Genomic DNA, 25,890 nt, shown 5'->3' with positions numbered 1-25,890 from the left:
CATTGGAACCACCTGATCCCATCCCGAACTCAGCAGTGAAACGATGCATCGCCGATGGTAGTGTGGGGTTTCCCCATGTGAGAGTAGGTCATCGTCAAGATTAAATTCCGAAACCCCTATCTGCGTATGCAGGTAGGGGTTTTGTCTTTAAGGTAGAAGCATCAAGAATTCGCTGGCACGTCGAACACGACGGACCGGCACACAGAATTTCTTGACGACCATAGAGCATTGGAACCACCTGATCCCATCCCGAACTCAGCAGTGAAACGATGCATCGCCGATGGTAGTGTGGGGTTTCCCCATGTGAGAGTAGGTCATCGTCAAGATTCAATTCCAAAACCCCTGTCTGCCTTGCAGACAGGGGTTTTGTCTTTCTGGCTGGCCACCAAGGACCAGGCAGACACAAAAAAGCCAGCACCTGACTCCAGGCGCTGGCTTTGTCGTTTTAGCCGTAAGGGTCAGAACTGATAGCTGACTGTTGCACTGACATTGCGCTCTTCACCCATGTAGCAATAACTCAGGCTGGCACAGGAGGCGATATAGCTTTCGTTGGTCAGGTTGTTGGCATTGAGGCGTACATCCACACCCTGCAGGCCCACTTTGCCCAGGTCATAGCCGAGCGAGGCATCGAACAGGGTATAGGAGGGCACCTTCATGGTATTTTCTGCATCTACCCAGCTGTAGCCCACATACCGCACACCGCCACCCAGGCGCAGGCCGTCGAGGGCCCCCTGGCGGAAGTTGTAGTCGGCCCATAGCGACGCCATGTTGCGCGGTGCCTGGGTTGGTGAGTTGCCCTTGTTGTTCAGGTTGCTGCCGTACAGGGTGCTGGGCATCGACTTGGAATACTCGATGTCGGTAAAGGTGTAGCTGCCGAGCACTTTCAGGTTATCGGTGACCTGCACATGGGCTTCGAGCTCCAGGCCCTGCGAACGCACCTGGCCAACTGGCCGGTAGAACTCTTCCTGGGGCAGCTTGGAGGCGAGGTTCTCCTGCTCGATTCGGAACACCGAAGCGGTGAACAGGTTGTCGCTACCCGGTGGCTGGTACTTGATACCTGCCTCCCACTGGGTGCCCTCCGTCGGTGCCAGCGGGTTGCCGTTCTGATCGGCATAGGAGTTGGGGTTGAACGACTCGGAATAGCTGATATACGGCGCAATGCCGTTCTCGAACAGATACAGCACACCGGCGCGCCCGGTCAGCTTGGTGCGATCGTCGCTGATCCGGGTACCCAGCGGGCGGCTGGCCTCTTCGATGCGGTTCTCTTCCGAGGTTTTCACCCAGTCCTGGCGAAGTCCCAGGGAGAAGCGCCACTGGTCCAGCTCAATCAGGTCCTGCAGGTACACGCCGGTTTGCTGCAGACGGCGCAGGTAGCTGGTGGGGTTGTAGTAAGTAATGGCGTCGTTGCCGTATTGCGGGTCAAAGGCATTGATCGGCGCCAGTGAGCCACTGTTCCAGTCGACCACAGTCTTGCGGCGCTGGTAGTCCAGCCCCAGCAGCGTAGTGTGTTTGGCGCTGCCAATGAAGTACTCGGCTTGCAGCATGTTGTCGATGATGTAGGCGTGCAGCTTTTCGTCGCCGCCTGTGTAGTAACGGTTCAACTCGTTGCTGGTCGGTGTCGTCCATCCCCAGGCGTACACCTGGTCCATCTTCACCGTCGAATCCAGGTAGCGGAAGTTCTGTCGAGCGGTGAATACGTCGTTGAAGCGGTGCTCGAACTGGTAGCCGAATGACTGTTGGTCGCGTTCATAGCGGTCGACGCCCGGCTCGCCTTCGAAGAAGTGATCGGAGATGCGCTGGCCGTTGCGTTGATGCAGTGCACCGTCAGCCGGCACGCCACCGTGATAGCCGCCATCCGGATCGTGTTGCAGATAGGCTTGCAGGGTCAGCGACGTGTCTTCGCTGAAATTGATGCTGAGCGTCGGCGCCAGGGCAAAACGCTTCTCTTCATTGTGATTGAACTGCGTGTCGGACTGGTCAGCGAGGCCGACCATTCGATAGGCGATGCGCTGATCGTCGTCCAGAGGGCCGCTGAAGTCGAAGCCCATGCCACGTTGGCCTTGGGTACCGACCGTGGCCTGAACCTGGTGGTAGGCCTCATACAGGGGCTTCTTGCTGGTCAAGGCGACCAGGCCCCCGGGTGAACTGCGACCATAGAGCACCGAAGACGGCCCCTTGAGAATATCGACCCGCTCGAGAAAGTACGGGTCGACCTGCATGGTGCTGTAGGTGCCGCTATCGCCCATGGACTTGAGGCCGTCCAGGTAGATGTTATCCACAGAGCCATCGTTGAAGCCGCGCATGGCCACGTAGTCATAGCGGTGTGTTGCGCCATAGGGGTTGGTCAGCACTCCCGGGGTATAGCGCATGCTCTGGGCTACGGTCTGCGCACCCTGATCATCCATCTGCTGACGGGTGACCACCGACACCGACTGCGAGGTTTCCAGAATCGGGGCACTGGTCTTGGTGGCTACCTGGCTGTGCGTGGCGTTGTAGCCTTCCATGCTGCCCAGTGCGTTGCCCAATGCAAACTCGCGCACTTCAGTACTCGGCAAGGCGAGTGCGGCGTCCTGTGGCTGATGACGCAGAACGTAGTTGCCACCGTTCTGGCTGTCAGCCTCCAGACCCGTGTCGTTGAGCAACTGGCGCAAGGCCTGGTCGGTACTGTAGTTGCCGTTGAGGCCCGGAGAACGCAAGTCCTCGGTCAGTTGCGGGGTGCTCGACAAGGTAATGCCGGCCTGACGCGCAAACTGGTTGAGCACCTCGTTGAGCGAGCCGGCCGGGATGTTGTACTGCTGGCTGACACTGCCGGGCTGTTCGGCCAGTGCCAGGGCTGGCAGCACGCCAACACCCAGTGCAGTACCGAGCAGGGCGGCACGAATGGCCTTGCCCAGCACGCTGCGATGTTGATTATCTAGGGCCGGTTGAAAATCATTCAGCTTATTGTGCCGCAGCAAGGGCAAAGCATTACGCATTGGAAAGCATCCGTTGAGTCAGTAAGGGCTGGAGGTGTCGCTTACTGTCCTAGCCGGACTCGAGAGAAAAACCCGCCAGAAACATCAGACACGTCAGGCCTGTCGTTCCAGGCGAACCCACCAGCGTGTGCGATAGCTGACGTTGACGGGCAGGGTCTGTGGCAACAGCTGCAGCAGCTGGTCGGTATCCTCCAGGCGAAACACCCCGGACAGGCGCAAATCGGCGATCTCATCGCTGCAACTGACAAAGCCATGCCGGTAGCGCCCCACTTCAGCAAGGAAATCGCGCAGACGCATATCACGGGTGACGATCAGACCGTCGGTCCAGGCGCCAGCGTCCATGTCCGGTTGCTGAAGCAGGCTGAGCCCCTGCGCATCCACACGCAGCGACTGACCGGCGGTGACCCACTGCAAGGCGCCAGGTGCGTGAAGGGCGACGTTGCCCTGGCTGACGCTGATCTGCGTGCAGTTGTCGTCCTGGCGCACCACGAAGCGGCCGTCAAAGCCCTCCAGCAGCGCGTGACGGGTTTGCACCAGCAGCGGCCGGCCGACAGCACTGGCGGTTTCATTTGCGCAGGTCAGCATCATCTCGCCGCGCTTGAGGCGGATAAGCCGCTGCCTGGCATCAAAGGCCAGGTCGGCGGCACTGTCGGTATTGAGCTGCAGCACTGAGCCGTCGGGCAGGTCAAAGTGGCGGCGCTCGCCGGTTGCGCTGGCGTAGTCCGAGGTCCAGTTGCTCAGTGCGTCGACGTCCTTGCCCAACCAGGCAGCTGACCCGAGCATCACAACGCCGCCGAGCAGCTTCAACGCCTGCCGGCGCTGCAATCGTTGTGTACTGCTCTCCAGGGTCTGTAGTGCCACGCCTGCACCGGGCACAGCACGCAGGTTCAGCTCCTGGTGCAGCGATTGCACCCGTTGCCAGGCCAGCTCATGTTCCTGGTGAGCCGCACGCCATTGCTCGCATTGGTGCTGCAACAGCGGGCTATTGCCACTCTCACGCAGCTTGAGCAGCCAGTGAATGGCCTGTTTCACCACCCGCGGGCCTGGATTCAGCATGGCCACTGCGGCTACTCCTGCGACTCGTAACGCAGCAGGTAGCAGTGATAGAGCGCTTCTGCGACATAGCGTTCGACCGAGCGCAGGGAAATGCCCATCTGCTCGGCGATGTCCCTGTGGGTCAGTCCTTCGCACTGGGCCAGCAGGAACGCCCGTCGTACTTTCGGTTTGAGGCCGTCGAGCATCCGTGCAATGCGTTCGAGCAGTTCCATCAGCAGCTCGCGAGTCTCCACTGAAGGCACCTCGGTCTCCGGCAGGTGAGCCAGGGCTTCGAGGTAGGCCCGGTGAAGCTCTTCTCGCCGCCAGTGGTCGATGACCAGGCCTCGGGCAATGGTGCGCAGGAACGCCCGAGGGGTGTTCAGCTCATACTGCTCGCGCCGCTGCAGCAGGCGCAGGAACGTGTCCTGGGCCAGGTCTGCGGCGTCGGCGGCGTTACCCAGCTTGCTGCGCAGCCAGGCGTTCAGCCAGCTGTGGTGGTGACTGTAGAGCGAATGCACGGACTCGGGAGAGGGCATGAGGAGCGCTGCAGAAAAGGTTATAAATGATAATTAGTCTCATTGTTGGTGCGCCGGGAATATTTTGCAACTGTTGTTCTGCCAGCAGGCATTCTGGATTGTTCGCTCAGGTGGGTGCTGTCGGCGCTGCATTGCCGGATAAAAAAAGGGACCACCCCCTGCCGAGGAATGGCCCCTGAAGACTTGCCTGAGGGTATTGCTCAGCGGGCGGTAATCACCGACAACTTGGTGATGCCTGCGCGTTCGATCGAGGCCATGGCACGCGCCACTTCCCCATAATTCACGCCATCATCGGCTTGCAGCTGTACGCGCAGCTCCGGGTCTTTGGCCTTGGCGGTCTGCAGGCTGGATTCCAGCAGGTTCGGCTGAATTTCATCCTTGTTGATAAACAGCTTGCCACCGCCATCGATGCTCACCACCAACGGGTCTTTTTGTTCCACCGGTGCAACAGCTTCGGTTTTCGGCAGGTTGATCGGGATCGCGTTGGTCAACAGTGGCGCGGTGACAATAAACACCACCAACAACACCAGCATCACGTCGACCAGTGGCGTGACGTTGATCTCGCTGAGCACTTCATCGCTGTCCTGGGTTGAGAAGGCCATATCAGGAAGCCTCCTTCACTTTTTGCGCAGTGTTGCCAGCCGGCTTGTAGGCGGCCGGGTGAACCAGTACGCGGAAGGCACTCTTCTGCGCCAGGCTGTAGAAGTCATGGGCGAAGTCATCGAGGTCAGCGGCGGCCAGCTTCAGGCGACGCAGGAAGTAGTTGTAAACCAGCACGGCCGGCACGGCGACGGCAATGCCCACACCGGTCGCGACCAGTGCTGCACCGATTGGCCCGGCGACGGTTTCCAGGCTGGCAGAACCTGCGGCGCTGATGCCCTTCAAGGCCTCCATGATGCCCCAGACCGTGCCGAACAGGCCGATGAAGGGCGAGGTGCTGCCGATACTCGCGAGCACTGCCAGGCCGGTTTCCAGCGAGCGGCGTTCGCGCACGATTTGCTGGCGCAACGCACGCTCCAGGCGGTCCTGGTGGTTGATCGCCTGGCTCAGGTCGTTGGCCTGGCCCGATTCGCCAACTGCGATGGCGGCAGAACCGGCCTGAGCGACCCGCGCGGCTGCGCCCGGCTCGTGTTCACTCAACGCGGCGGCGGCGTCCAGGCTGGAGGCCGCCCAGAACTGCTGGTGGAAACGCTTGTCCTGATTCTTCAAGCGCACGAACTGCACGCCTTTTACCAGGGCCAGGCCCCAGGTGATGACCGAGAAGCCCACCAGCAGCCAGATCACCGCGCTTTCGATGGATTCGAGGGGGGATGCCAATAACGTCATGATCAGTACTCTCTCTGTTGGCGCGAATTAATGGATCTTGAATTCAATCGGTACGCTGACCCAGCCGTCCTGGGCCACATCGCCCTGCTTGGCCGGGACGAAACTCCAGCGCTTGACTGCTGCCAGCGCCGCGTCATCGAGTTGCTGGCGGCCACTGCTTTTCTGCAGCTGGATTTCGCCGGGTTTACCGCTGGCCAACACATGTACCCGTAATAAAACCGTGCCTTCCCAGCCCCGCCGATGCGCCAGCGCCGGATACTCTGGCGCCGGGTTCTTCAGGTACCCGGCGCTGGCTGAAGCCGGCGTCACCGGGGCCGGGGCGGGTGGTGCCGGAGGTTGCTCGACGGCTTTAGGGGCCGGTTTGGGCACTGGCTTGGGTTCGGGCTTGGGCACGGGCTTGGGTGCAGGCTTTGCCGCCAACTCATCGACGACCGGCGGTGGCGGCTCAACTGCCACCGGAGGTGGGGGTGGGGGCGGCGGCTCGACCACCGGTGGCGCCGGTTGCGAAAACTCGATCGTCATCGGCGGTATTTCCGGCGGTACCACCGGCAACACCGGTGTTGGCGCCTGGCTTAGCCAATAGGCCACGGCGCCGTGCAGGGTCAGGGCGAAGAACACCAGCAAGGTTTTTTCCCGGCGGCCCAACACGCTTTTCGGGGAGCGTTGCAAGCGTTGTTGTGCCAGTGGCTCGCGATGGGGCCGACCGAGGTCGATCAGCTCGCCACCGGGTGTCTGGCGCCAGCGTACGTCGAGCGCAGTGGCGGTGTTGTGGACATTACCCATAGATCAGCTCCTGGGGTTTCGCTGCAAATGTGTTCGAGGCGTGCACTGCGCATCGCTGTCAGAAGTCATACCGGCCGGTCACACCCAGGGTTCTTGGCGTACCTGCCAGGCCTTCATAGCCACCGTTGGCAGCGCTCCAGAGGGTGGTGTAATAGGTTTTGTCGAAGGCGTTTTTCAGCCACAGCGAAACATCCCACTGCCCCTGGCCCAGATCGCCGCGCAAGCCGGTGGACAGGTTGACTACGGCGTAGCTGGGGATCTGCGCAAAGTCGGAGTCCTCGACGGTGCCCACGGCCTTGGAGCGGAATGCATAGCTGGCGGTGACGTAAGGCTGCAGGCCGTTGTCCAGGTCCCATTGGTACTGGCCATTGGCGTTGCCGATCCACTTCGAGGCGCCAACCACTTGATGACCCGTCAGATCACAGGCCGCCGGGGCACCTGGTTGCAGGGCCACTTCCGGTGCGCACGGGGCGTCTTTGTAGGAGAGGTAACGCACATCGTTGTAGGAGCCGTTGAGGTTCAAGGTCAGGCCGCGCACCGGTACCAGGGTGCTTTCCACTTCAACCCCGCGTGAGCGCACCGAGCCTGCGTTGGTCAGGTACTGCACGCGGTTGGCTTCGTCGTAGGCGTTGGTCTGGTAGCCATGCACCTCGGTCCAGAACAGGTTGGCATTGAGCTGCAAACGGCGGTCCCACAGGGTGCTCTTCAGGCCCAGCTCGGCGTTGTTGGCGCGCTCGGTACCGACCAGTAGCGAGTCGGCGCCTGCCACGGGGGCTGTCGCCACCGCGAGGTTGACCCCGCCGGATTTCTCGCCGTGGGATAAGGTCGCGTAACCCAGCAGGTCATCGGTGAAGCGGTAGCTCAGGTTGAGCAAACCCGAGGGGCTGGCGCTGTACTGGTTGAGGTCCCCCGAGTCATAGGCACCGACACGCCCCTGCCGGGCCACGGCGGCTGCCCCGGCGACAGCAGCGCCGCCAGCAGGTGCCGCACGATCCACCCAGGCACTTTTCTCCTCGTATGTGCCGCGTATGCCGGCGGTAAAGTCCAGGCGCTCGGTCAGGTGCCAGGTGCCCTGGCCGAACAGGGCGAAGCTGTCGGTCTTGATGTGGCCCTTGCCCAGGGTGGTGACATTGGCCAGGGCGCCGGCCGGGGTGCCGTTCCAGATATCTGCCTGCGGGCCGTAGTAAACAAAGGATTCGTTATCCAGGTCGGAGCCAAAGTAATAGGCGCCGACGACGTAGTCGAAGAAACCGCCGGTAGGCGAGGCCAGGCGAAATTCCTGGGAGTACTGTTTATCGCGTACCGATACCCCGGAGTTGTACGCCGCGGGCACGTTCAGGCCTTCGTCGTTGCGCGGGGTGAAGTCCCACCAGCGGTAGGAGCTGACCGAGGTCAGGGTGAAGTCGTTGTCCAGGGTCCAGTTGGCTTCCAGCGAGGTGCCGCCCTGGAACACCGTGACCTGTTGATCACTGTCCAGATTGACCTTGCGCTTGCTGCCATCGATCAACGTCGCACCGGCAGCGGCGGCACGGGCTTCGTAGCGATTGACGCCATTGATGGTCGGGCCGGTGCTGTACAGCAGGCGGGTGCCAGCGCTGGAGTCCTCTTCGTTGTAGTCACCGATCCAGCGCAGGTTGAACTGCTCGCTGGGCTTGTACAGCAATTGCCCGCGAAAGCCCTGACGCGAACCGCCATTGAGGGTGTGGCCGTCGAACTCGTTCTTGATATCGCCGTCATTGCGGGTGCGATAGGCCGAAAAGCGCCCGGCCAGAGTCTCGCTCAACGGCCCGGAAACGGTGCCCTTGGTCTGGAAATAGCCGTCTTCGCCCACCGAGGTTTCGATGCTGCGCTCGGGGGTGAAGCTCGGTGCCCGGGTGCTGATGTTGATCACCCCGGCCGTGGTGTTCTTGCCGAACAAGGTACCTTGCGGACCGCGCAGCACTTCCAGCTGCTCGATGTCCATCAGGTCGAATACCGCCATGCCCGGGCGGCCGAGGTAGACGTTATCCAGGTAGAGGCCGACGCTGCCTTCCAGGCCATCGCTGGCCGGGTTGTTGCCCAGGCCACGAATCGACACGCTGGACTGGCGCGCATGCATGTAGGCGACGTTGACGCTCGGTACCAGTTGCTGCAGGTCTTGAATCCGGTACACCCGCTGGCTTTCCAGGGCCTGGCCATCCAGCACGCTGATCGGCGTCGGCACGCTCTGGGCGCTTTCCTCACGCCGGCGTGCCGTCACGGTAACCGTCTTGAGTTGACTGTCGCTTGCCTGTACCGCCGGTTTTACCGGCTCGGCTGCCTGAACCGGTAGCCAATGTGCACTGCCTGCCAGCAACAAAGCCATGGGCAGACGCTGGAGCCGTCGAGAAGAAAGGGGGGCGGGGCGATCGATCGGCCTCATGGGCGGCTCCTAGCCAGGAATCTATATTCCTGAAAGTTATTTATTTATGATTCGACATGCATTTACTGAATAAGTGATTGCCTTTATAAGGAGTGCAACAGAGGCAAGGCAAATGCATTTGCCCGATACTTTTTATGTGAAAAATGCATATCGACTTACGCCAGCTCCGCCACCTGATTGCGCTTGCCGAACACCGCAGCTTCGTTGCCGCGGCCAGCGCGGTGAACCTTTCGCAGTCGGCGTTCAGCCGCAGCATCCAGGCCCTGGAGCACAGTGCCGGGTGCTTGCTGGTGGATCGCTCGCAGAAGGAATTGCCGCCGACCAAGCAGGGCCTGGTGGTGCTTGAACATGCGCGGCGGCTGGTCAGTGGCGCGCGCCTGTTGAGCAACGAGATTCGTCAGTTCAATGGCCTGGAGGCCGGTGAGCTGCGCTTTGGCTGTGGGCCGGCGCCGGCGGCGGGGCTGGTGCCGCGCGCGATAGGTGGCTTCATCGGCCGCTACCCGAATGCGCGTGTACAGTTCCAGGTGGATCACTGGCAAAGCCTGAACAAGCGGTTGCTGGCCGAGGAGTTCGAGTTCTTTGTCGCCGACACCCGCGAGTTCGAAGCGGACCCCGATTACCACACGCGACGTCTGCGGCCACGGCGCTGGTATTTCTGCTGCCGTGCCGGGCATCCGCTGGCGGCGCAGCCCAGTGTCAGTGCGCAGGCGCTGTTGCAGTACCCGCTTGCGGCGACGTTGCGGCCGCCCAATTTGCGCAAGGTGCTGGGTGACCTGAGTGGCCAGCCGGAGTTTGTCGCCAACGTTGAGTGCGAGAACAGCTACAGCCTGTTGGGTGTGGTGCTCAACTCGGACGCCATCGGTATCTGTACCGCCAACAGCGATGCGCTGCACACCGCAGCAGGGGCACTGGTGCGGTTGACTGTCGATGGGCTTGGAGAGGACTGCGAGGAGCTGTACACCCGGTACGGTATTGTCAGCCGGGCACGGGTGCGCCTGTCACCCCTGGCCGAGGCGATGATCGAGCAGATTGTGAGTACTGATCAGGCCGACCAGAGCCTGGATGCGCGAAGCCTGGAACACCTGGCGATTTGAGGGCAGGCGCCATCGCCGGCAAGCCGGCGATGGGCTACAACAGCAATCAGATATTGGCGACTTTCTGCCAGACCTTGGGCTTGAAGAACAAGGTCTCGCCACGGGCCAGCCCGCTCAGGCTGTCGTGATCCTTGACCACTTCGGCTTCGATCAGCTCGCTTTGCCCTTCTACCTTCAGCGTTACCCGGGTCGTCGCACCCAGTGGGCGGATGTCGCGCACCTCGGCGGCGTGGTGCCCTTCGATCTCATGGCGTGACAGCGACACTTCGTGCGGCCGGAACAGCACGTGATGACCTTCGCTCAGGTGCAGGCGGTTGGAGTCGCCGAGGAAGTGATAGACAAAGTCGCTGGCCGGGTTCTCGTACACTTCGCCCGGCGAGCCGATCTGCTCGATCACGCCCTTGTTCATCACCACGATACGGTCGGCGACCTCCATGGCCTCCTCCTGGTCGTGGGTCACAAACACCGAGGTCAGGTTGATGTCTTCATGCAGGCGCGCCAGCCAGCGGCGCAGCTCCTTGCGCACCTTGGCATCCAGTGCCCCGAAGGGTTCGTCCAGCAGCAGGACCTTGGGCTCTACCGCCAGGGCACGGGCCAGGGCGATACGCTGGCGCTGGCCACCAGACAGCTGCTCGGGGTAACGGTCGCTGAGCCAGTCCAGCTGGACCATGTTCAGCAACTCGTGGACCTTCTCGGCAATCTTGCTCTCGCTCGGGCGCTCGCCCTTGGGCTTCATGCGCAAGCCGAAGGCAACGTTGTCGAACACGCTCATGTGACGGAACAGGGCGTAGTGCTGGAACACGAAACCGACGTTGCGGTCACGGACGTCGTGGCCGGAAACGTCCTCACCGTGGAACACGATATTGCCCTGGTCGGGCGTTTCCAGCCCGGCGATGATGCGCAGCAGGGTGGTCTTGCCGCAGCCGGACGGGCCGAGCAATGCCACCAGCTCACCACTGTGGATATCCAGGTTGATGCTGTCCAGGGCCTGGAAAGCGTTGAAGCGCTTGCTGACGTTACGAACTTCGATCGACATGAATTATTCCTCCGCTGCGCTATGGCGCAGGCGGTTAATGCGGGACTCGCTCCACTGCTTGAGCAGCAGGATGAAGAGCGCCAGGATCAGCAACAGGCTGGCCACGCTGAAAGCCGCGACATGGTTGTATTCGTTGTAGAGGATCTCGACATGCAGCGGCAAGGTGTTGGTCACCCCGCGAATGTGCCCGGAGACCACCGACACCGCGCCGAACTCGCCCATGGCCCGTGCGGTACACAGCACCACGCCATAGATCAGGCCCCATTTGATGTTGGGCAGGGTGACATGCCAGAACATCTGCCAGCCGTTGGCGCCGAGCAGGCGTGCGGCTTCTTCTTCCTGCGTGCCCTGTTCCTGCATCAGCGGGATCAGCTCACGTGCCACGAACGGCACGGTGACGAAGATGGTTGCCAGGACAATGCCCGGCAAGGCAAACACGATCTGGATGTCGTGGTCCTGCAGCCATGGCCCGAACAGGCCCTGGGCACCGAACATCAGCACATAGACCAGACCGGCAATTACCGGCGAGACCGAGAACGGCAGGTCGATCAGGGTGACCAGGATGCTCTTGCCACGGAAGGTGTATTTGCTGACGCACCAGGCCGCGCTGACACCGAACACCAGGTTCAGCGGCACCGAAATGGCCACGGCAATCAGCGTCAGCTTCAGGGCTGACAAGGCGTCCGGCTCGAAGATCGCCTCAAAGAAGGTGCCCAGGCCCATTTTCAGGCCCTGAGACACCACGATCACCAGCGGCAGCAACAGGAACAGGGCGAAGATCAACCAGCCGAGGCCGATCAGGATTCGCCGTGAAGTAGCACTGCCACGGCGGGCGGCGTTGGCCGAAGCGGCCGCGCCAAGGGTGGATGCAGACATGGACGTGGCCTCCTTCAAGGGGTTTCGATGCGCCGCTGCAGCAGGTTGATCAGCAGCAACAGGATGAAGGAAACCACCAGCATCAAGACGCCGATGGCGGTGGCGCCGGTGTAGTCGTACTGGTCGAGTTTGACCATGATCAGCAGGGGCAGGATTTCGGTTTTCATCGGCATGTTGCCGGCGATGAAAATCACCGAGCCGTACTCACCGACACCGCGGGCGAACGCCAGTGCAAAACCGGTCAGCCAGGCGGGCAGCAGCGCTGGCAGCAACACATAGCGGAACACTTGCAGGGGTTTGGCGCCGAGGCAGGCAGCGGCTTCTTCAACTTCCCGCGGGATGTCGGCCAATACCGGCTGTACCGTACGCACCACGAACGGTAGGGTTACGAAGGTCAGCGCCAGGGTGATGCCCAGCGGGGTGTAGGCGATCTTGAAGCCAAGGTCGGTGGCGAACTGGCCTACCAGGCCTGCCGGTGCGTACAGCGCCGTGAGGGCGATACCGGCCACGGCGGTGGGCAGGGCGAAAGGCAGGTCGATCATCGCCTCGATGATCTTGCGTCCGGGGAAGGTGTAGCGCACCAGTACCCAGGCCAGCAACGTGCCGATGATGCCATTGATGATGGCGGCGCACAGGGCAGTACCAAAGCTCAGCTTGAGTGCGGCGAGAACGCGCGGCGCACTGACGATGGCCCAGAACTGTTCCCAGGTGAGCTGGGCGGCATGAACGAACATGGCCCCCAGCGGGATCAGTACAATCAGACTGAGGTACACCAAGGTGTAGCCCAGCGTCAGCCCGAAGCCGGGTATGACGGGGGAGATACGACGTGACATATAGGTCCCTGGTTGAACGCACGAAGCCCGGGACGAGTCCCGGGCCCATGCTGGCTACTGAACGGCGATTATCCTTGCGGCCATGTATTACTGAGCCGTGTAGATCTGGTCGAACACACCACCATCGTTGAAGAACTTGGGTTGGGCAGTCTTCCAGCCGCCGAAGTCTTTGTCGATAGTCACCAGGTCCAGTTTCGGGAACTGCTTGGCGTATTCGGCGGCGACTTTGGCGTCACGTGGGCGGTAGAAGTTCTCAGCGGCAATCTTCTGCCCGGCCGGGCTGTACAGGTACTCCAGGTAGGCCTTGGCGATCGCTTCGTTGCCCTTTTTCTCGGCGTTCTTGTCGACCACCGCTACAGGTGGCTCGGCGAGGATCGACAGCGACGGCACGACGATATCGAACTTGTCGGCACCACCGTCTTCCTTGAGTGCCAGGAAGGCTTCGTTTTCCCAGGCCAGCAACACGTCACCCTGACCGTTGTTGACGAAGGTGATGGTCGAGCCACGGGCGCCGGTGTCCAGTACTGGTACGTGCTTGAACAGCTCCTTCACGTATTCCTGGGCTTTGGCTTCGCTGCCACCGGCTTTCAGGCCGTAGGCCCAGGCGGCGAGGAAGTTCCAGCGGGCACCACCGGAGGTTTTCGGGTTCGGGGTGATCACCGAAACGTCGTTCTTGACCAGGTCGCCCCAGTCCTTGATGCCTTTGGGGTTGCCCTTGCGCACCAGGAATACGATGGTCGAGGTGTACGGGGTGCTGGCATCCGGCAAGCGGGTCTGCCAGTTGTCCGGCAGGGTTTTGCCGAGCTTGGCCACTTCGTCGATGTCACCGGCCAGCGCCAGGGTAACCACGTCGGCGCGCAGGCCGTCGATGACTGCCCGGGCCTGTTTGCCCGAGCCACCGTGGGATTGCTGGATCTTCACCTTGTCGCTCGGGTTGGCCTGTTGCCAGTGCTTGATGAACTCGGCGTTGTACTGCTGATACAGCTCACGGGTCGGATCATAGGACACGTTCAACAACTCGTAGTCCTTGGCGATGGCGGAACCGGCAAAAACGGCGCTGGCAAGTGCGGCCAGGGCATAACGGCGGATGGACATGGTGAAGCTCCCGATTGGCGTATTTTTCTAATTAGATGGCGCGTTCATCGCGGGGCAGGCCCGCTCCAACAGTCAGCTGGGCTTGTTGCCGGGGTTTTGCAGACGGAACTTTTCCTTGCGTTCGATCTGGACGACCTGAGCGTTGTGCACGGTGATTTCCACGGCACCAAAACGCAGGTCGCGCAAGGCGCTCTGGATTTCGCGCAGAATGGTGGTTTCGTCCTGACCGTCAACGCTACGCAGAGATGCGCTCATGCTCGTGCTCCTGAGAATAAGGGACGCCGTGCAGTTGCGAAGTTGAGGGCGACTGCACCTGGCTTGAGGGCAATCTTAGGGGGGGTTGAATATTCTTAAAAATACTATTTAAGAATTTTTATATAACCAAAAAAGTTTTAGGTACTGAAGCGCTCTACGGCCTCATCGCCGGCAGCCCGGCTCCTGCAGACACAATGCTTGCAGGAGGCGGCTTGCCGGCGATGGCGTCCTTTATTCCCAGCGTAATTGCTGCGCCGGAACCGGCCGCCCGAACCAATAACCCTGTCCCAGCTCACACTCGTATTCGAGCAGAAACCGCGCCTGTTCAGCCTGCTCGATGCCTTCGGCCAGCACTTGCATGCCCATGCTCTTACCCAGGGCGATGATCACCCGGACAATCGCCACATCGTCCTCGTCGTTCGGCAGGCCGGCGACGAACCCTTGGTCGATCTTCAGCTTCTGTACCGGCAAACGCTTGAGGCGCAGCAGTGACGAGTAGCCGGTACCAAAGTCATCGATGGCCAGGCGCAGCCCGAGTTCCCGCAGGCGGTGCAGCTGTTCGAGTGCGACTTCGGGGTTGTCCATCACCGCACTTTCCGTCACTTCCAGCTCCAGCAATGCCGGATCCAGGCCGGTGTCATGCAGCACCTTGGCCACCTGCTGGTACAGGTCGCGCTGGCTGAACAGGCGACTGGAAATGTTCACCGCCACATACAGCAGCTTTCGCCCCTCGGCTTGCCACTGCACCATCTGTAAGCAGGACTGGCGCAGCACCCAGTTATCGATCTCGGCAATCAGTCCGGAGCGCTCGGCAATCGGAATGAACTCACCCGGCGGCACCAGGCCGCGCTCCGGGTGTTGCCAACGCACCAGGGCTTCGACGCCAATCATCGCGCCGTTGCGCAGGTCATGCACCGGCTGGAAGTAAACCCGCAACTCTTCCTGCTCCAGCGCCCGGCGCAGTTCGGCTGTGGTTTCGACCCGCTGCTGGGCATGGGCTGTCAGCTCTTCGGTGTACAAGGCGTAACCGGCACGACCGCTGGCCTTGGCCTTGAACAGCGCCGAGTCGGCGTTACGCAGCAGTTGTTCAGCGCTCAAGGCGTCGCTGGGAAACAGGCTGATACCGATACTGACGCTGACGAACAGGCGCTGGTTCTCAAGGATGAACGGCTCTTTCATCGCGTCGATGATGCTTTGCGCCAGTGCCGCGGCCGGGCCGACTTGTGGGCATTGCTCAGTCAGTACCGCAAACTCGTCGCCGCCCAGGCGGGCCAGGGTCACGCCGTTGCCCAGCAGGGCCTTGAGGCGCTCGCCGACGACCTTGAGCAACTGGTCACCGACATTGTGGCCGAGGCCGTCGTTGATGCTCTGGAAATGATCCAGGTCCAGCAACAACAGCGCACAGCCGCGCTTGTTGCTCTGGGCCGTCGCCAGTGCCTGCTCGGCGCGGTCGTTGAACAGCAAACGGTTAGGCAAGTCCGTCAGCGGGTCATGGTGGGCCAGGTAGATCAGCTCACGCTCGGTGTGCTTGATCGCGCTGATATCGCTGAACACCGCCACATAGTGGCTGAGCTTGCCGCAGTCATCATGGATCGAGCAGATCGTCTGCCATTGCGGGTACACCTCGCCGCTCTTGCGCCGGTTCCAGATCTCACCGCTCCACTCGCCCTTTTGCGCCAGGGTGGCGAAGATCTCCTGATAAAACGCGGCATCGTGACGGCCGGACTTGAACTTGCTCGGCCGCTGGCCGATGACCTCATCCTTGTCATACCCGGTGATGCGCATGAACGCGCGGTTCACATGCACGATCAAGCCTTCGCTGTCGGTCACCAGCACGCCCTCAAGGGTGCTGTCGAACACCGCTGCCGCCATGCGCAGGCGCTCACGGTCTTCGCGCCGCAGGCGGGCACCGACGCCAATGAAATTCAGCAGGCGCGCACGGGAGGAGAAAATCAGCAGGGCGCTGCACAGCACCCAGGCATAGGCACTGATCAGTTGCCAGCGGGCGAGTTGCTGAGGATTATCGAAAAGACTGCTCAATAATTGATCAGAAAGTGCCAGCCAGAGAACAGACAACACCAGATAAAGCGCAGCCATGCGCAAGGCGTCTCGAAAAGGATCAGACATAAGGTCCTGACAAGCCCACAAAAAATATTGGGGGATTATAGGGTAGAAACATCCCGTGACCTCCTATCTAAAAGGCCGACTGGTTTTATTCGCTCGCGCAGGGATAATGCTTCCCGCTGTTCCCTATGTTCTAGAGGGCCCTTACGCCTATGTGGTACCAAGGTTTGCTCAACTTGTCGGCCTGGCAGTTGCTGGCAGTTACGCTGGTCATGACCCATGTGACCATCGTCAGCGTCACCGTCTACCTGCACCGATATTCGGCTCACCGCTCGTTGGAGCTGAATGCCGGGCTCAAGCACTTTTTCCGTTTCTGGCTGTGGTTGACCACGGCGCAGAACACCCGCGAGTGGACGGCCATCCACCGCAAGCACCACGCCAAGTGCGAAACCGTCGATGATCCTCACAGCCCGGTAATCAAGGGCTTGTCGACTGTGCTGCGCAAAGGGGCCGAGTTGTACCGTGAAGAAGCACAGAACCCCGAAACGCTGCGCATCTACGGCAAGAACTGCCCTGAAGACTGGATCGAGCGTAACCTCTATTCGCGCTACAAGATGGGCGGCATTGTCCTGATGGCGGTCATCGACCTGCTGCTGTTCGGCACGGCGGGCATCACCATCTGGGCGGTGCAGATGATGTGGATTCCGTTCTGGGCTGCCGGCGTCATCAATGGCCTCGGCCATGCCGTGGGTTACCGCAACTTCGAATGCCGCGATGCGGCCACCAACCTGGTGCCATGGGGCATCATCGTCGGCGGTGAAGAGCTGCATAACAACCACCACACCTACCCCAACTCGGCCAAGCTGTCGGTCAAGCGCTGGGAGTTCGACATGGGCTGGGCCTGGATCAAGCTGTTCTGCTGGTTGCGCCTGGCCAAGGTGCAGCGCGTCGCACCGATCGCCCACCGCGTTGAAGGCAAGGGCCAGCTGGATATGGACACCGCCATGGCGATCCTCAACAACCGCTTCCAGATCATGGCCCAGTACCGCAAGCTGGTGATCGCACCGCTGGTCAAGCAGGAACTGGCCCGGGTCGACGACTCGGTACGCCATCAGTTCCGCCGCGCCAAGCGCCTGTTGTCGCGGGAAACCAGCCTGCTCGAAGACCGCCATCACGTGCGTATCCAGACCATGCTCGAGCACAGCCAGTCGCTCAAGACCATCTACGAAAAGCGCCTGGCCCTGCAGCAGATCTGGGCGCGTACCAGCGCCAATGGCCACGACATGCTGGCCGCCATCAAAGACTGGGTCCATGAGGCTGAAGCCAGCGGTATCCAGTCGCTGCGCGATTTTGCCGCCCAGCTGAAAACCTACTCCCTGCGGCCGGCCCTGAGCTGATGCCGTTGATCGGCGCGCCCCCTTGGGGCGCGCGCGGTCAGGAACTTCACCGCCTATTCTCACTCTGACTGGCATAACGCCCGCGTGGCGGGCCGGGTCGTGGCCGCCCGCCTCTGTGTGAGAAGTTCCGCGCAAATGGTCAATAAAAAACCGACGTCCCACTGCCACAGCGAACCGCCAGAAGCGGCCCAGACGCTGCTGGCGCTTATGCACGCCCAAGGTGAAGTGGCGCGCCTGAGCGAGCGTGAACAGCTGTTCAGCTCGCTGCTCGACAGCGTTAACGCCGTGCTCTGGGCGTTCGACTGGGAGTCGCGGCAGGTGCTGTATGTCAGCCCCGCCTATGAGCGCATCTTTGGTCGCCCTGCCGGCCTGCTGCTTGCCGACTACAACCAGTGGCGCGACAGTATCTACCCCGACGACCTCGAATACGCCGAGCGCAGCCTGGCCGAAGTGCTGGTCAAAGGTGCTGTGGAAGACCGCGAATACCGCATCATCGATGCCGACGGCAACGTACGCTGGCTCAGCGACAAATGCTTCATCAACCAGCAGACCGACAACAGCCAACGGGTGATCGTGGTCGGCATGGCCGAAGACATCACCGAAAAAAAGCTGCTTGAAGGTGAATTGCAGCGCCTGGCTACTACCGACGTCCTGACCCAGAGCAGCAATCGCTGGCACTTCTTCGACAGTGCCGAGCAGGCCTTTGAAAGTGCCAGGAAGGATCAGACGCCGTTGGCGTTTCTGCTGCTGGATATCGATGATTTCAAGCAGATCAACGACACCTACGGCCATCAGATGGGCGATACGGTGCTGCAGCGTATCGCCGATACCGGCAAGGCCGTATTACGCCGTGGCGACCTGTTCGGGCGCATTGGCGGCGAGGAATTTGCTGCGGTGTTCCCCGGGTGTACGCCACAGATCGCGCAACAGATTGCCGAGCGCTTGCAGCGGGAAATCCAGCGTTTGAGTTTCAGCCATGAAGAGCAGACGTTTGGTGTGTCGGTAAGCCAGGGGCTGACAGGCATGACCGACGCCGACAAGCACCTGGACAGCCTGTTTGCCCGGGCTGACGCCGCGATGTACCAGGCCAAGCGCCAGGGCAAGAACCAGATCGTGATTGGCTAGGCACCTTGTGGTGTAACCCATCGCCGGCGTTGCCGGCTCCCACATGTCTGCGGTGCACCTGTTGATTGTGGGAGCTGGCGAAGCCGGCGATTGACAGTCAGGTCTTGCGCAGCCGTCCGAGCTCCGCCATCCCCACCTTGAGCAACCGCGCTGTCCTGCTATCGGCCAACGCTTCCAGGCCTTGATCGGCAGGCAACCGCGCCAGCTGCCCGGCCAGGTTCATCACCAGCGCCTCGCGTGAGTACACACCGCCGCCCAACTGGTAGATCGCCGCAATCAACTCGCGCAGCTCCAGTGGCAAACGCCAGCGCGTACGCAACGCCGAGCCAAAGGCGGCGGCAAATTCGTTGAGCGACAGGGCAATGTTGTCTTGATCAAGCTCACCCCCGGACAAACGCCATTCCTGCAGGCAGCGCAGCAGCGCCAGATCACCCAGGCAATGCAGAAGGCCAGCGCAGTAACACCGCTCCTGATCCAGCTCGAGCATCCGCGCCAGGGTTCGCGCGTACTCGGCCGTGTGCAACGACAGCGCCCAGTAGTGCTCGGCCTGCTCGGACAGCAACGGATCACTGAGCCTGGCGCTGCGCTTGAGTGCCAGACCCAGGATCAGGTTCATGCTCTGGGTGGTCCCCAGTTTGTTCAACGCTTGCAGCAAGGTTTGCACTGCGCCGTCACGGTGCAGTGCGGCACTGTTGGCGGCGGCGATCAACACCGCAGTAATCTGCGGGTCGTTGCGGATTTCTTCTTCCAGGGTCTTGAGGTTCAGGCCCTGCGGATTGAGGCTGCGCTTGATCGCCTGCTGCACATCGGCCAGCAGCGGCCCGCCATCGGCCGTCGCCCGGCGCCCTTCAAGAAAGCGCGGCAGGGTCATGCCCGGTTGCAGCGGCACCACCGGGCAGGCGATTTCTTCACCGACCTTGAGCAACAGCTCTTCAAGGCGATGGCGCAAGGTATCCATGTTCAACGGCTTGCTCAGATAAGCCGTGGGCGCATATGGCAGTGCTTCGCGCACACTGGCGACATCGCTACGGTTGCTCATGAGAATGAACGGCAGTACCGGCTGGCGCCCTTTGGCCCGCACGTTACGCAGCAGGTCCAGGCCATCCCCTCCCGGCAACTCCCGCGCGGCAATGATCAGGTCAGGCTGGCAGGACAGTGCGGCCAGCGCCTGGGAACCATCAGCGCAAACCTGCACGCGGGCATCGCAACGCACGCTGAGCAACATCTGGCTGAGCATCTCCCGCACCCAGGGATCGCCTTCGGCAATCAGCACGCAGGGCGCTGTGGGTGGATTGGCACTGCTCATACTTAAATCTCCGACAGTTCACGACACGCAATCCCGCGTACCTTCCAAGGGGTCTCCTGACAGGCAACCTTAGCCTTCTTACCTTCCTTTGGTCGAAAAAAAACCCGCCGAAGCGGGTTTTTCTTCTAATGCGTCACAGTTTACGCGAGTTCTGCGAAGCACTCTTCGATGATTGCCAGACCTTTGTCCAGTTGCTCATCAGGGGAGGTCAGCGGAACCAGGATACGCAGGACGTTGCCGTAGGTGCCGCACGACAGCAGGATCAGGCCCTTGTCGCGAGCCTTGGCCACAACCGAGGCAACTGCAGCAGCGTTAGGCGCCAGGGAACCGGCTTTTTCGACGACTTCGATAGCGATCATCGAGCCCAGAGCGCGCACTTCACCGATGATCGGGTGCTTGTCCTGGATCTTGCGCAGGCCGGTGACCAGACGCTCGCCAACAGCCTGGCTGCGCTCCAGCAGTTTTTCTTCTTCGAACACTTCCATCACGGCCAGGGCCGCGGCGCAAGCGATCGGGCTACCCGCGTAGGTGCCGCCCAGGCCGCCTGGAGCGATAGCGTCCATGTATTCGGCCTTGCCGCACACACCGGCCAGCGGGAAGCCGCCAGCGATGGATTTGGCGAAGGTGGTCAGGTCTGGAGCAACGCCCATCTGTTCCATGGCGAAGAAGGTGCCAGTACGGCCAGCGCCGGTCTGTACTTCGTCAGCGATCAGAAGGATGCCGTGCTGGTCGCACAGGGCGCGCAGACGCTTCATGAACTCTTTAGGCGCAACGTAGAAACCACCTTCGCCCTGAACTGGCTCGAGGATGATTGCAGCGATGTCACGGGCTTCGGCGTCGTTCTTGAAGATGCGTTCGATCGAAGCGATCGAGTCATCGATGCTCACGCCGTGCAGTTCGTTCGGGTACAGCGCGCGGAAGATGCCGCCTGGCATCAGGCCCATGCCGGCCGAGTAAGGAACGACTTTACCGGTCAGACCCAGGGTCATCATGGTACGGCCGTGGTAAGCGCCGGTGAAAGCGATCACGCCAGCACGGCCGGTAGCGGCACGAGCGATCTTGATGGCGTTTTCAACGGCTTCGGAACCGGTGGTCACCAGCAGGGTTTTCTTGGCGAAGTCGCCTGGAACGCGAGCGTTGATCTTTTCGCAGACTTCTACGTACGGTTCGTACGCCAGCACCTGGAAGCAGGTGTGGGTCAGTTTGTGCAGCTGGGCTTCAACGGCAGCGATGACCTTCGGGTGCACGTGACCGGTGTTCAGTACTGCGATACCGCCGGCGAAGTCGATGAACTCACGGCCTTCAACGTCGGTAACGGTAGCGTTCTTTGCCGAGTCGGCGAAGATCGGGTGGATCTGGCCAACACCGCGTGGAACGGCGGCGACACGGCGTTGCATCAAAGATTCGTTGGTCTTGCTCATAGTGTCCTCAATTCGCACACACAAGGTGGCGCGATTCACGTCAGAGTGGCCGGTATTCAACTGCAGGCAGCATGCGTTGATCGACTGCTGCAGGGGCCCAGGCCACTGGATGTACGGTGTAAAAAGGCCAGCGAGACGTCGCTCTCGCGCCCCGCTGGCAGAGGTAAAGCCTTACGCTGTGATCAGATGCTGATGCACAGGTATTTGATTTCCAGGTAGTCCTCAATGCCGTACTTGGAACCTTCGCGACCCAGGCCCGAGGCCTTGATGCCGCCGAACGGCGAGACTTCGTTGGAGATCAGACCGGTGTTGATACCGACCATGCCGTATTCCAGCGCTTCAGCAACACGGAACACACGGCTCATGTCGCGGGCGTAGAAGTACGAGGCCAGACCAAACTCGGTATCGTTGGACATGGCAATGACTTCTGCCTCGTCCTTGAAACGGAACAGTGGAGCCAGCGGGCCGAAGGTTTCTTCCTTGGCCACTGCAGCGTTGTTCGGCACGTTGACCAGTACGGTCGGCTCGAAGAAGTTGCCTTCGATCAGCTTGCCGCCGGTCAGTACCTGGGCGCCTTTGCCAACGGCGTCGGCAATGTGCTCCTGAACCTTGGCTACGGCCTTGCCATCGATCAGCGGGCCGGTGGTGGTGCCGTCTTCCAGGCCGTTACCGATTTTCAGCTTGGCCACAGCGGCCTTGAGCTTCTCGGCGAAGGCATCGTAGACGCCGTCCTGAACGTAGATACGGTTGGCGCAGACACAGGTCTGACCGTTGTTGCGGTATTTGGAGATGATCGCGCCTTCAACGGCCTTATCCAGGTCGGCGTCGTCGAACACGATGAACGGCGCATTGCCGCCCAGCTCCAGGGAAACCTTCTTGATGTCCTTGGCGCATTCGGCCATCAGCTGGCGACCGATTTCGGTCGAGCCGGTGAAGGACAGTTTGCGCACGATCGGGTTGCCGGTCAGCTCGCTGCCGATGTCGCCGGCGCTGCCGGTTACCACGCTCAGCACACCAGCCGGGATACCGGCACGGGTGGCCAGCTCAACCAGGGCCAGGGCCGAGTACGGAGTTTGCGAAGCAGGCTTGAGGACCATGGTGCAGCCAGCAGCCAGGGCCGGGCCGGCTTTACGGGTGATCATCGCGGCCGGGAAGTTCCACGGGGTGATGGCCGCGGTAACACCGATTGGCTGCTTGATAACGATCAGGCGCTTGTCTGGCTGGTGGCCAGGAATGGTGTCGCCGTAAACGCGCTTGGCTTCTTCAGCGAACCACTCGATAAAGGAGGCGGCATAGGCGATTTCGCCCTTGGCTTCGGCCAGTGGCTTGCCTTGCTCGGTGGTCATCAGGCGGGCCAGGTCGTCCTGGTGCTCGATCATCAATTCGAACCAACGACGCAGCTTGCCAGCACGCTCTTTGGCGGTCAGTGCACGCCAGGCTGGCAGCGCCTTGTCAGCGGCCTCGATGGCGCGACGGGTTTCGGCAGCGCCCATCTTCGGCACAGTGCCGATGATCTCGCCGGTAGCCGGGTTGTTGACCTTGATGGTCTGACCGTTGTCCGCGTCCAACCACGCACCATCGATGAAGGCTTGCTGGCGGAACAACTGGGCGTCTTTAAGCTGCATGTCGGCTTCCTTAACGGCACCGTACAGACACGGCGCGAATTATTGATTGTAGAAAAAGGAGAGCGTTTGAAATCTCAAACGAATCCTAGGAGCAACGAGGAAAAAGGACAATAGGGTGTTCGAAAAAAAGAACAAAAAGCGCTATGCGGCGACCTTTTTCAGATCAACGTCACCGTTAGGCCCCCGCGTGTGCAAAATCGAACACAGCCAATTGTGGCGATGGACGCCGCCAGTCTAGATGGGTATCATGGCGCCCGCGTTGCACTCGTAGCTCAGCTGGATAGAGTACTGCCCTCCGAAGGCAGGGGTCGTGGGTTCGAATCCCGCCGAGTGCGCCATCTTCTTTCTCCCTTTGGTCCCAAAGGGTTGGCGATCCGCCAGACACGTTTCCCCTCCTTTACATCCCTGTTGCCAGCGCACCCTGCCGATTTCATTGGCGAGCCTGCTCTTGCAGTGGCGCAGCTGCAGCGCCAGCCGCCTGCTTTTCCTGCACCAGCTTGTAGGCGACGTAATACTTGTAGATGTTGCCGACGTAATCCACCGTCTCCCGGCCCACCACCTGGGCAGCGCCTTGCTCAACATTACCGAACCAGACGTTCTTATCCAGCCCGGACTTTTCAGCCAATGCACGGAATTTACGCAGGTTGCCGGGCCCCGCGTTGTAGGCGGCGAAGGTCATCAGGGTTTTGTTCATGGGCGTCAGCTGCGGGTCGCTCAGGTACTTGTCGGCGAGCAGGTGCATGTACTTGGAGCCGGCCTCGATGTTTCTGTCAGCGCTCTTGTCGATCTCGTTGATGGCAACAGTGGGGTCCTGGGCCGTTTTTGGCAGCAGTTGCATCACGCCAACCGCGCCGCGGGGGCTGCGGGCCATCTGATCGAGTTGCGACTCCTGAAACCCCTGGGCCATCAGCATCAAAGGGTCGAATCCGTAGGTACTGGCATGGCGCTTGAAGATCTCCACCATCGTCTGGAATTTCTTCATTTCCGCTTCCGAGGTGGCGTTGAGTACGCGTTTGCTGCTGTTGGTGACGTATTTGGTCCGCAGGCTGTTGCCGAAGGCGGTGCCGACCTTGTGGGTTTTGACGAACGCCGCGAGTTGAGCCTTTAGCTGCGGGCTGTTTTTGCGAATCGCCCAGGCAAACTCGGAGTTTTCATGCAGGTAGAATGCCTCGTGGATTTTCATGCCGGTGTAGAGCGGCGACCAGATTTTTGCAATGTAGCGGTCCACCACAGTGGCCTTGAGCAGCCCGGCATTGACCATTTGCAACAAGTCTTCGGACTCCAGGTTTTCGTCAGCGGCCTTGATGTTGATGGGCGCGAGCCCTTTCGCCTTGAAAGAGTCGTTCAGCGCCTGAAGGTGTTCGTAGTAACTGCTCGATGAGCGCACAGTCACTTCTTCGTCCGACAGGTCCTCAATGTTGTTGAAGACTTTACTGCCGGGCCCGGTCACCAGCACCTCCGGAATGTTCACCGCAAACGGGTCGGAAAAGTCCACGGTTTTAAGGCGGCCCTCGGTCACGGTCAGCCCACCGACGGCAATGTCGCCGACACCCTTGAGCAACTTGGGCATCAGTTCGTTACGGCTTGTGGGAATGAACATCACCCGCCATTGCATCGATTTTTTTGCGTACGGCTGGGTTTTGTTGAGCCAGGCCTCAAGTCCCTTGCCCAGCTCATAACTCAGGCCGCGCTGACGGCCGCGGTCGAGCTCGAAGAAGGTTTTGCTGTAAGGCACCAGAATCCGGACCAGGCGACGCTCGCGCATGCCTTCGAAGTCACCGACCCAGTCCTCGGGCACCGGCAGCACCAGGCTCTGTACTTCGGCTTCCTCGGCGGGGGTCAGTTCGACGGCAGGCAGATCGGGTGGGGCGGCGGCAAATGAGGTGTTGAAAAGGGTCAGCAATAAACAGAAGCAAAAGTACACGAAGGCACCGCGGCGAATGTTCATGTTCACTCACTCACAAGGTGGCGAGGGTGCCATCTCCCTAAGGCACAACCATCTCTAAGCATAGTTGATCGCCACGACCGCAAGCTCAGTGCGCGCTCACCGTACGGGGAGGCAAATTGTCGATAAAGGCGGCAATCTGCCGGGGGCTGCGCAGGTGTACAACAGGCACGTACGGGGCTGTGGCCAGTCGCACGGCCTCGATGCCGGGGCGGTAGCCTTTATCGTACTGCCAGACGAATTTCAGAAAGGTCAGAAACGCGCGATCGAGTTTCTCTGAGCAGCCGGCCGCAAGGTCAGGGCGAGGGCGGTTCATCACGCTACGCCGGATAACCCGGGTGAAACAGGTGAGCCGGGGGGTGTCCAGCCAGATGACCAGGTCGGCGCGGGGCAGGCGCAGGTCGAAGGTTCGCCGGGCATAGTTGCCTTCGCAGACCCAGCGGTCGGTGGCGACTGCGGCGCGAACCCGGGTGCGGAACTGCTCGGCATCCGGCTCAACCCAGCCCGGCTCCCAGAACAAAGTGTCCAGGTGCACCACCGGCAGGCCGAGATGCTTGCCAAGCGCGCGGGCCAGGGTGGATTTGCCGCTACCGGCATTGCCCAGAATCACAATCCGTTGCATGGGGACTTCCTGTCGGGAAAAAGCCGGAAAGTGTGCCGTTTTCGCTGTGTGAGTGGAAGGGAGCGCTGCCTGATTTATTACTTTTCGCACTATTAAATCCCCCCTTAAGTTCTGTTGGCTTTACCCCGGTTAAACTATCC

At 60.9% G+C, this 25,890-nt stretch carries 21 protein-coding genes, 1 tRNA gene and 2 rRNA genes; 6 read left to right on the top strand and 18 right to left on the bottom strand.

The genetic code is table 11. The features are described from left to right. Both rrf (I5S59_RS22220) and rrf (I5S59_RS22215) read left to right on the top strand, forming a co-directional pair. Nucleotides 1-100 (top strand): 5S ribosomal RNA (rrf, locus tag I5S59_RS22220); the annotation flags it as partial. Nucleotides 101-210: 110 nt separating this feature from the next. Then, a 5S ribosomal RNA gene (rrf, locus tag I5S59_RS22215) occupies nucleotides 211-326 on the top strand. A 132-nt stretch (nucleotides 327-458) separates the two neighbouring features. On the opposite strand, the gene I5S59_RS22210 is transcribed toward rrf (I5S59_RS22215), so the two are convergent. The 7 genes from I5S59_RS22210 to I5S59_RS22180 all read right to left on the bottom strand — a co-directional run bounded on the left by I5S59_RS22210 (nucleotide 459) and on the right by I5S59_RS22180 (nucleotide 9,056). Continuing rightward, nucleotides 459-2,975, bottom strand: a complete 2,517-nt coding sequence (locus I5S59_RS22210; protein WP_232239910.1) for a TonB-dependent siderophore receptor — start codon at nucleotides 2,973-2,975, stop codon at nucleotides 459-461. Nucleotides 2,976-3,068: 93 nt separating this feature from the next. After that, nucleotides 3,069-4,031, bottom strand: a complete 963-nt coding sequence (locus tag I5S59_RS22205) for a FecR domain-containing protein (protein ID WP_197878495.1) — start codon at nucleotides 4,029-4,031, stop codon at nucleotides 3,069-3,071. Between the two features lie 11 nt (nucleotides 4,032-4,042). Next, complete coding sequence (locus I5S59_RS22200) at nucleotides 4,043-4,546, bottom strand: sigma-70 family RNA polymerase sigma factor (protein WP_197878494.1); 504 nt, start codon at nucleotides 4,544-4,546, stop codon at nucleotides 4,043-4,045. Nucleotides 4,547-4,746: 200 nt separating this feature from the next. Further along, the gene (locus I5S59_RS22195; RefSeq protein WP_197878493.1) at nucleotides 4,747-5,148 is read right to left on the bottom strand and encodes an ExbD/TolR family protein; all 402 of its coding nucleotides are present in this window, start codon (nucleotides 5,146-5,148) and stop codon (nucleotides 4,747-4,749) included. 1 nt (nucleotide 5,149) lies between these two features. Next, nucleotides 5,150-5,872, bottom strand: a complete 723-nt coding sequence (locus I5S59_RS22190) for a MotA/TolQ/ExbB proton channel family protein (RefSeq protein ID WP_197878492.1) — start codon at nucleotides 5,870-5,872, stop codon at nucleotides 5,150-5,152. A gap of 27 nt (nucleotides 5,873-5,899) precedes the next feature. After that, nucleotides 5,900-6,655, bottom strand: coding sequence for an energy transducer TonB (locus I5S59_RS22185; RefSeq protein ID WP_197878491.1), 756 nt, complete (start codon nucleotides 6,653-6,655; stop codon nucleotides 5,900-5,902). A gap of 58 nt (nucleotides 6,656-6,713) precedes the next feature. Next, the gene (locus I5S59_RS22180) at nucleotides 6,714-9,056 is read right to left on the bottom strand and encodes a TonB-dependent receptor (RefSeq protein ID WP_197878490.1); all 2,343 of its coding nucleotides are present in this window, start codon (nucleotides 9,054-9,056) and stop codon (nucleotides 6,714-6,716) included. Nucleotides 9,057-9,199: 143 nt separating this feature from the next. Here I5S59_RS22180 and I5S59_RS22175 point away from each other — a divergent pair, with 143 nt between their 5' ends. Further along, on the top strand, nucleotides 9,200-10,150 hold the full coding sequence (locus I5S59_RS22175) for a LysR family transcriptional regulator (protein ID WP_197878489.1): 951 nt from the start codon (nucleotides 9,200-9,202) through the stop codon (nucleotides 10,148-10,150). Between the two features lie 46 nt (nucleotides 10,151-10,196). On the opposite strand, the gene I5S59_RS22170 is transcribed toward I5S59_RS22175, so the two are convergent. The 6 genes from I5S59_RS22170 to dibA form a co-directional block, all read right to left on the bottom strand. Then, nucleotides 10,197-11,186 (bottom strand): sulfate/molybdate ABC transporter ATP-binding protein, encoded by a 990-nt coding sequence (locus I5S59_RS22170; protein WP_128322962.1) that lies wholly within the window; start codon nucleotides 11,184-11,186, stop codon nucleotides 10,197-10,199. A gap of 3 nt (nucleotides 11,187-11,189) precedes the next feature. Then, nucleotides 11,190-12,062, bottom strand: coding sequence for a sulfate ABC transporter permease subunit CysW (gene cysW, locus I5S59_RS22165; RefSeq protein ID WP_128322961.1), 873 nt, complete (start codon nucleotides 12,060-12,062; stop codon nucleotides 11,190-11,192). 14 nt (nucleotides 12,063-12,076) lie between these two features. Beyond that, nucleotides 12,077-12,895, bottom strand: a complete 819-nt coding sequence (gene cysT / locus I5S59_RS22160; protein ID WP_128322960.1) for a sulfate ABC transporter permease subunit CysT — start codon at nucleotides 12,893-12,895, stop codon at nucleotides 12,077-12,079. A gap of 87 nt (nucleotides 12,896-12,982) precedes the next feature. Next, nucleotides 12,983-13,990, bottom strand: coding sequence for a sulfate ABC transporter substrate-binding protein (locus I5S59_RS22155; RefSeq protein ID WP_197878488.1), 1,008 nt, complete (start codon nucleotides 13,988-13,990; stop codon nucleotides 12,983-12,985). A gap of 72 nt (nucleotides 13,991-14,062) precedes the next feature. Beyond that, complete coding sequence (oscA, locus tag I5S59_RS22150; protein WP_128322958.1) at nucleotides 14,063-14,245, bottom strand: sulfur starvation response protein OscA; 183 nt, start codon at nucleotides 14,243-14,245, stop codon at nucleotides 14,063-14,065. Nucleotides 14,246-14,476: 231 nt separating this feature from the next. Next, nucleotides 14,477-16,372 (bottom strand): phosphodiesterase DibA, encoded by a 1,896-nt coding sequence (dibA, locus tag I5S59_RS22145; protein ID WP_197878487.1) that lies wholly within the window; start codon nucleotides 16,370-16,372, stop codon nucleotides 14,477-14,479. A 149-nt stretch (nucleotides 16,373-16,521) separates the two neighbouring features. Between dibA and desA the strand changes: the two genes are divergently transcribed. Both desA and I5S59_RS22135 read left to right on the top strand, forming a co-directional pair. Beyond that, nucleotides 16,522-17,706, top strand: a complete 1,185-nt coding sequence (desA, locus tag I5S59_RS22140; protein WP_197878486.1) for a delta-9 fatty acid desaturase DesA — start codon at nucleotides 16,522-16,524, stop codon at nucleotides 17,704-17,706. A 135-nt stretch (nucleotides 17,707-17,841) separates the two neighbouring features. After that, nucleotides 17,842-18,831 carry a GGDEF domain-containing protein gene (locus I5S59_RS22135; protein ID WP_197878485.1) on the top strand — a complete coding sequence of 330 codons (990 nt, stop codon included), beginning with the start codon at nucleotides 17,842-17,844 and terminating at the stop codon, nucleotides 18,829-18,831. Nucleotides 18,832-18,928: 97 nt separating this feature from the next. Here I5S59_RS22135 and I5S59_RS22130 read toward each other — a convergent pair whose 3' ends face one another. The 3 genes from I5S59_RS22130 to gabD all read right to left on the bottom strand — a co-directional run bounded on the left by I5S59_RS22130 (nucleotide 18,929) and on the right by gabD (nucleotide 23,183). Continuing rightward, nucleotides 18,929-20,137, bottom strand: a complete 1,209-nt coding sequence (locus tag I5S59_RS22130; protein ID WP_197878484.1) for a response regulator — start codon at nucleotides 20,135-20,137, stop codon at nucleotides 18,929-18,931. A gap of 140 nt (nucleotides 20,138-20,277) precedes the next feature. Next, nucleotides 20,278-21,558 carry a 4-aminobutyrate--2-oxoglutarate transaminase gene (gabT, locus tag I5S59_RS22125; RefSeq protein WP_197878483.1) on the bottom strand — a complete coding sequence of 427 codons (1,281 nt, stop codon included), beginning with the start codon at nucleotides 21,556-21,558 and terminating at the stop codon, nucleotides 20,278-20,280. A gap of 182 nt (nucleotides 21,559-21,740) precedes the next feature. Then, nucleotides 21,741-23,183: an NADP-dependent succinate-semialdehyde dehydrogenase gene (gene gabD, locus I5S59_RS22120; RefSeq protein WP_128322952.1), complete on the bottom strand. Its 1,443-nt coding sequence runs from the start codon at nucleotides 23,181-23,183 to the stop codon at nucleotides 21,741-21,743. A 261-nt stretch (nucleotides 23,184-23,444) separates the two neighbouring features. Here gabD and I5S59_RS22115 point away from each other — a divergent pair. Next, nucleotides 23,445-23,521: transfer RNA gene (locus I5S59_RS22115), tRNA-Arg, on the top strand. 92 nt (nucleotides 23,522-23,613) lie between these two features. Here the strand turns inward: I5S59_RS22115 and I5S59_RS22110 are convergent. Together I5S59_RS22110 and I5S59_RS22105 are read right to left on the bottom strand one after the other, a co-directional pair. Further along, nucleotides 23,614-25,131: a lytic transglycosylase F gene (locus I5S59_RS22110; RefSeq protein ID WP_197878482.1), complete on the bottom strand. Its 1,518-nt coding sequence runs from the start codon at nucleotides 25,129-25,131 to the stop codon at nucleotides 23,614-23,616. Nucleotides 25,132-25,216: 85 nt separating this feature from the next. Next, a complete protein-coding gene (locus tag I5S59_RS22105) occupies nucleotides 25,217-25,750 on the bottom strand; it encodes an AAA family ATPase (RefSeq protein ID WP_197878481.1) in 534 nt (177 codons plus the stop codon). Between the last annotated feature and the right edge of the window lie 140 nt (nucleotides 25,751-25,890).

Source organism: Pseudomonas alkylphenolica (assembly GCF_016009175.1).
Lineage (GTDB): Bacteria > Pseudomonadota > Gammaproteobacteria > Pseudomonadales > Pseudomonadaceae > Aquipseudomonas > Aquipseudomonas alkylphenolica_B.
The sequence above is the reverse complement of the archived record's forward strand: the minus strand, read 5'-3'. Positions and strand labels throughout refer to the sequence as shown.

Excerpts from the sequence above, each read along its gene's own strand:
- I5S59_RS22210 (WP_232239910.1), bottom strand. The coding sequence starts at position 2,975 with ATGCGTAATGCTTTGCCCTTGCTGCGGCACAATAAGCTGAATGATTTT.
- I5S59_RS22205 (WP_197878495.1), bottom strand. The coding sequence starts at position 4,031 with ATGCTGAATCCAGGCCCGCGGGTGGTGAAACAGGCCATTCACTGGCTG.
- I5S59_RS22200 (WP_197878494.1), bottom strand. The coding sequence starts at position 4,546 with ATGCCCTCTCCCGAGTCCGTGCATTCGCTCTACAGTCACCACCACAGC.
- I5S59_RS22195 (WP_197878493.1), bottom strand. The coding sequence starts at position 5,148 with ATGGCCTTCTCAACCCAGGACAGCGATGAAGTGCTCAGCGAGATCAAC.
- I5S59_RS22190 (WP_197878492.1), bottom strand. The coding sequence starts at position 5,872 with ATGACGTTATTGGCATCCCCCCTCGAATCCATCGAAAGCGCGGTGATC.
- I5S59_RS22185 (WP_197878491.1), bottom strand. The coding sequence starts at position 6,655 with ATGGGTAATGTCCACAACACCGCCACTGCGCTCGACGTACGCTGGCGC.
- I5S59_RS22180 (WP_197878490.1), bottom strand. The coding sequence starts at position 9,056 with ATGAGGCCGATCGATCGCCCCGCCCCCCTTTCTTCTCGACGGCTCCAG.
- I5S59_RS22175 (WP_197878489.1), top strand. The coding sequence starts at position 9,200 with ATGCATATCGACTTACGCCAGCTCCGCCACCTGATTGCGCTTGCCGAA.
- I5S59_RS22170 (WP_128322962.1), bottom strand. The coding sequence starts at position 11,186 with ATGTCGATCGAAGTTCGTAACGTCAGCAAGCGCTTCAACGCTTTCCAG.
- cysW (WP_128322961.1), bottom strand. The coding sequence starts at position 12,062 with ATGTCTGCATCCACCCTTGGCGCGGCCGCTTCGGCCAACGCCGCCCGC.
- cysT (WP_128322960.1), bottom strand. The coding sequence starts at position 12,895 with ATGTCACGTCGTATCTCCCCCGTCATACCCGGCTTCGGGCTGACGCTG.
- I5S59_RS22155 (WP_197878488.1), bottom strand. The coding sequence starts at position 13,990 with ATGTCCATCCGCCGTTATGCCCTGGCCGCACTTGCCAGCGCCGTTTTT.
- oscA (WP_128322958.1), bottom strand. The coding sequence starts at position 14,245 with ATGAGCGCATCTCTGCGTAGCGTTGACGGTCAGGACGAAACCACCATT.
- dibA (WP_197878487.1), bottom strand. The coding sequence starts at position 16,372 with ATGTCTGATCCTTTTCGAGACGCCTTGCGCATGGCTGCGCTTTATCTG.
- desA (WP_197878486.1), top strand. The coding sequence starts at position 16,522 with ATGTGGTACCAAGGTTTGCTCAACTTGTCGGCCTGGCAGTTGCTGGCA.
- I5S59_RS22135 (WP_197878485.1), top strand. The coding sequence starts at position 17,842 with ATGGTCAATAAAAAACCGACGTCCCACTGCCACAGCGAACCGCCAGAA.
- I5S59_RS22130 (WP_197878484.1), bottom strand. The coding sequence starts at position 20,137 with ATGAGCAGTGCCAATCCACCCACAGCGCCCTGCGTGCTGATTGCCGAA.
- gabT (WP_197878483.1), bottom strand. The coding sequence starts at position 21,558 with ATGAGCAAGACCAACGAATCTTTGATGCAACGCCGTGTCGCCGCCGTT.
- gabD (WP_128322952.1), bottom strand. The coding sequence starts at position 23,183 with ATGCAGCTTAAAGACGCCCAGTTGTTCCGCCAGCAAGCCTTCATCGAT.
- I5S59_RS22110 (WP_197878482.1), bottom strand. The coding sequence starts at position 25,131 with ATGAACATTCGCCGCGGTGCCTTCGTGTACTTTTGCTTCTGTTTATTG.
- I5S59_RS22105 (WP_197878481.1), bottom strand. The coding sequence starts at position 25,750 with ATGCAACGGATTGTGATTCTGGGCAATGCCGGTAGCGGCAAATCCACC.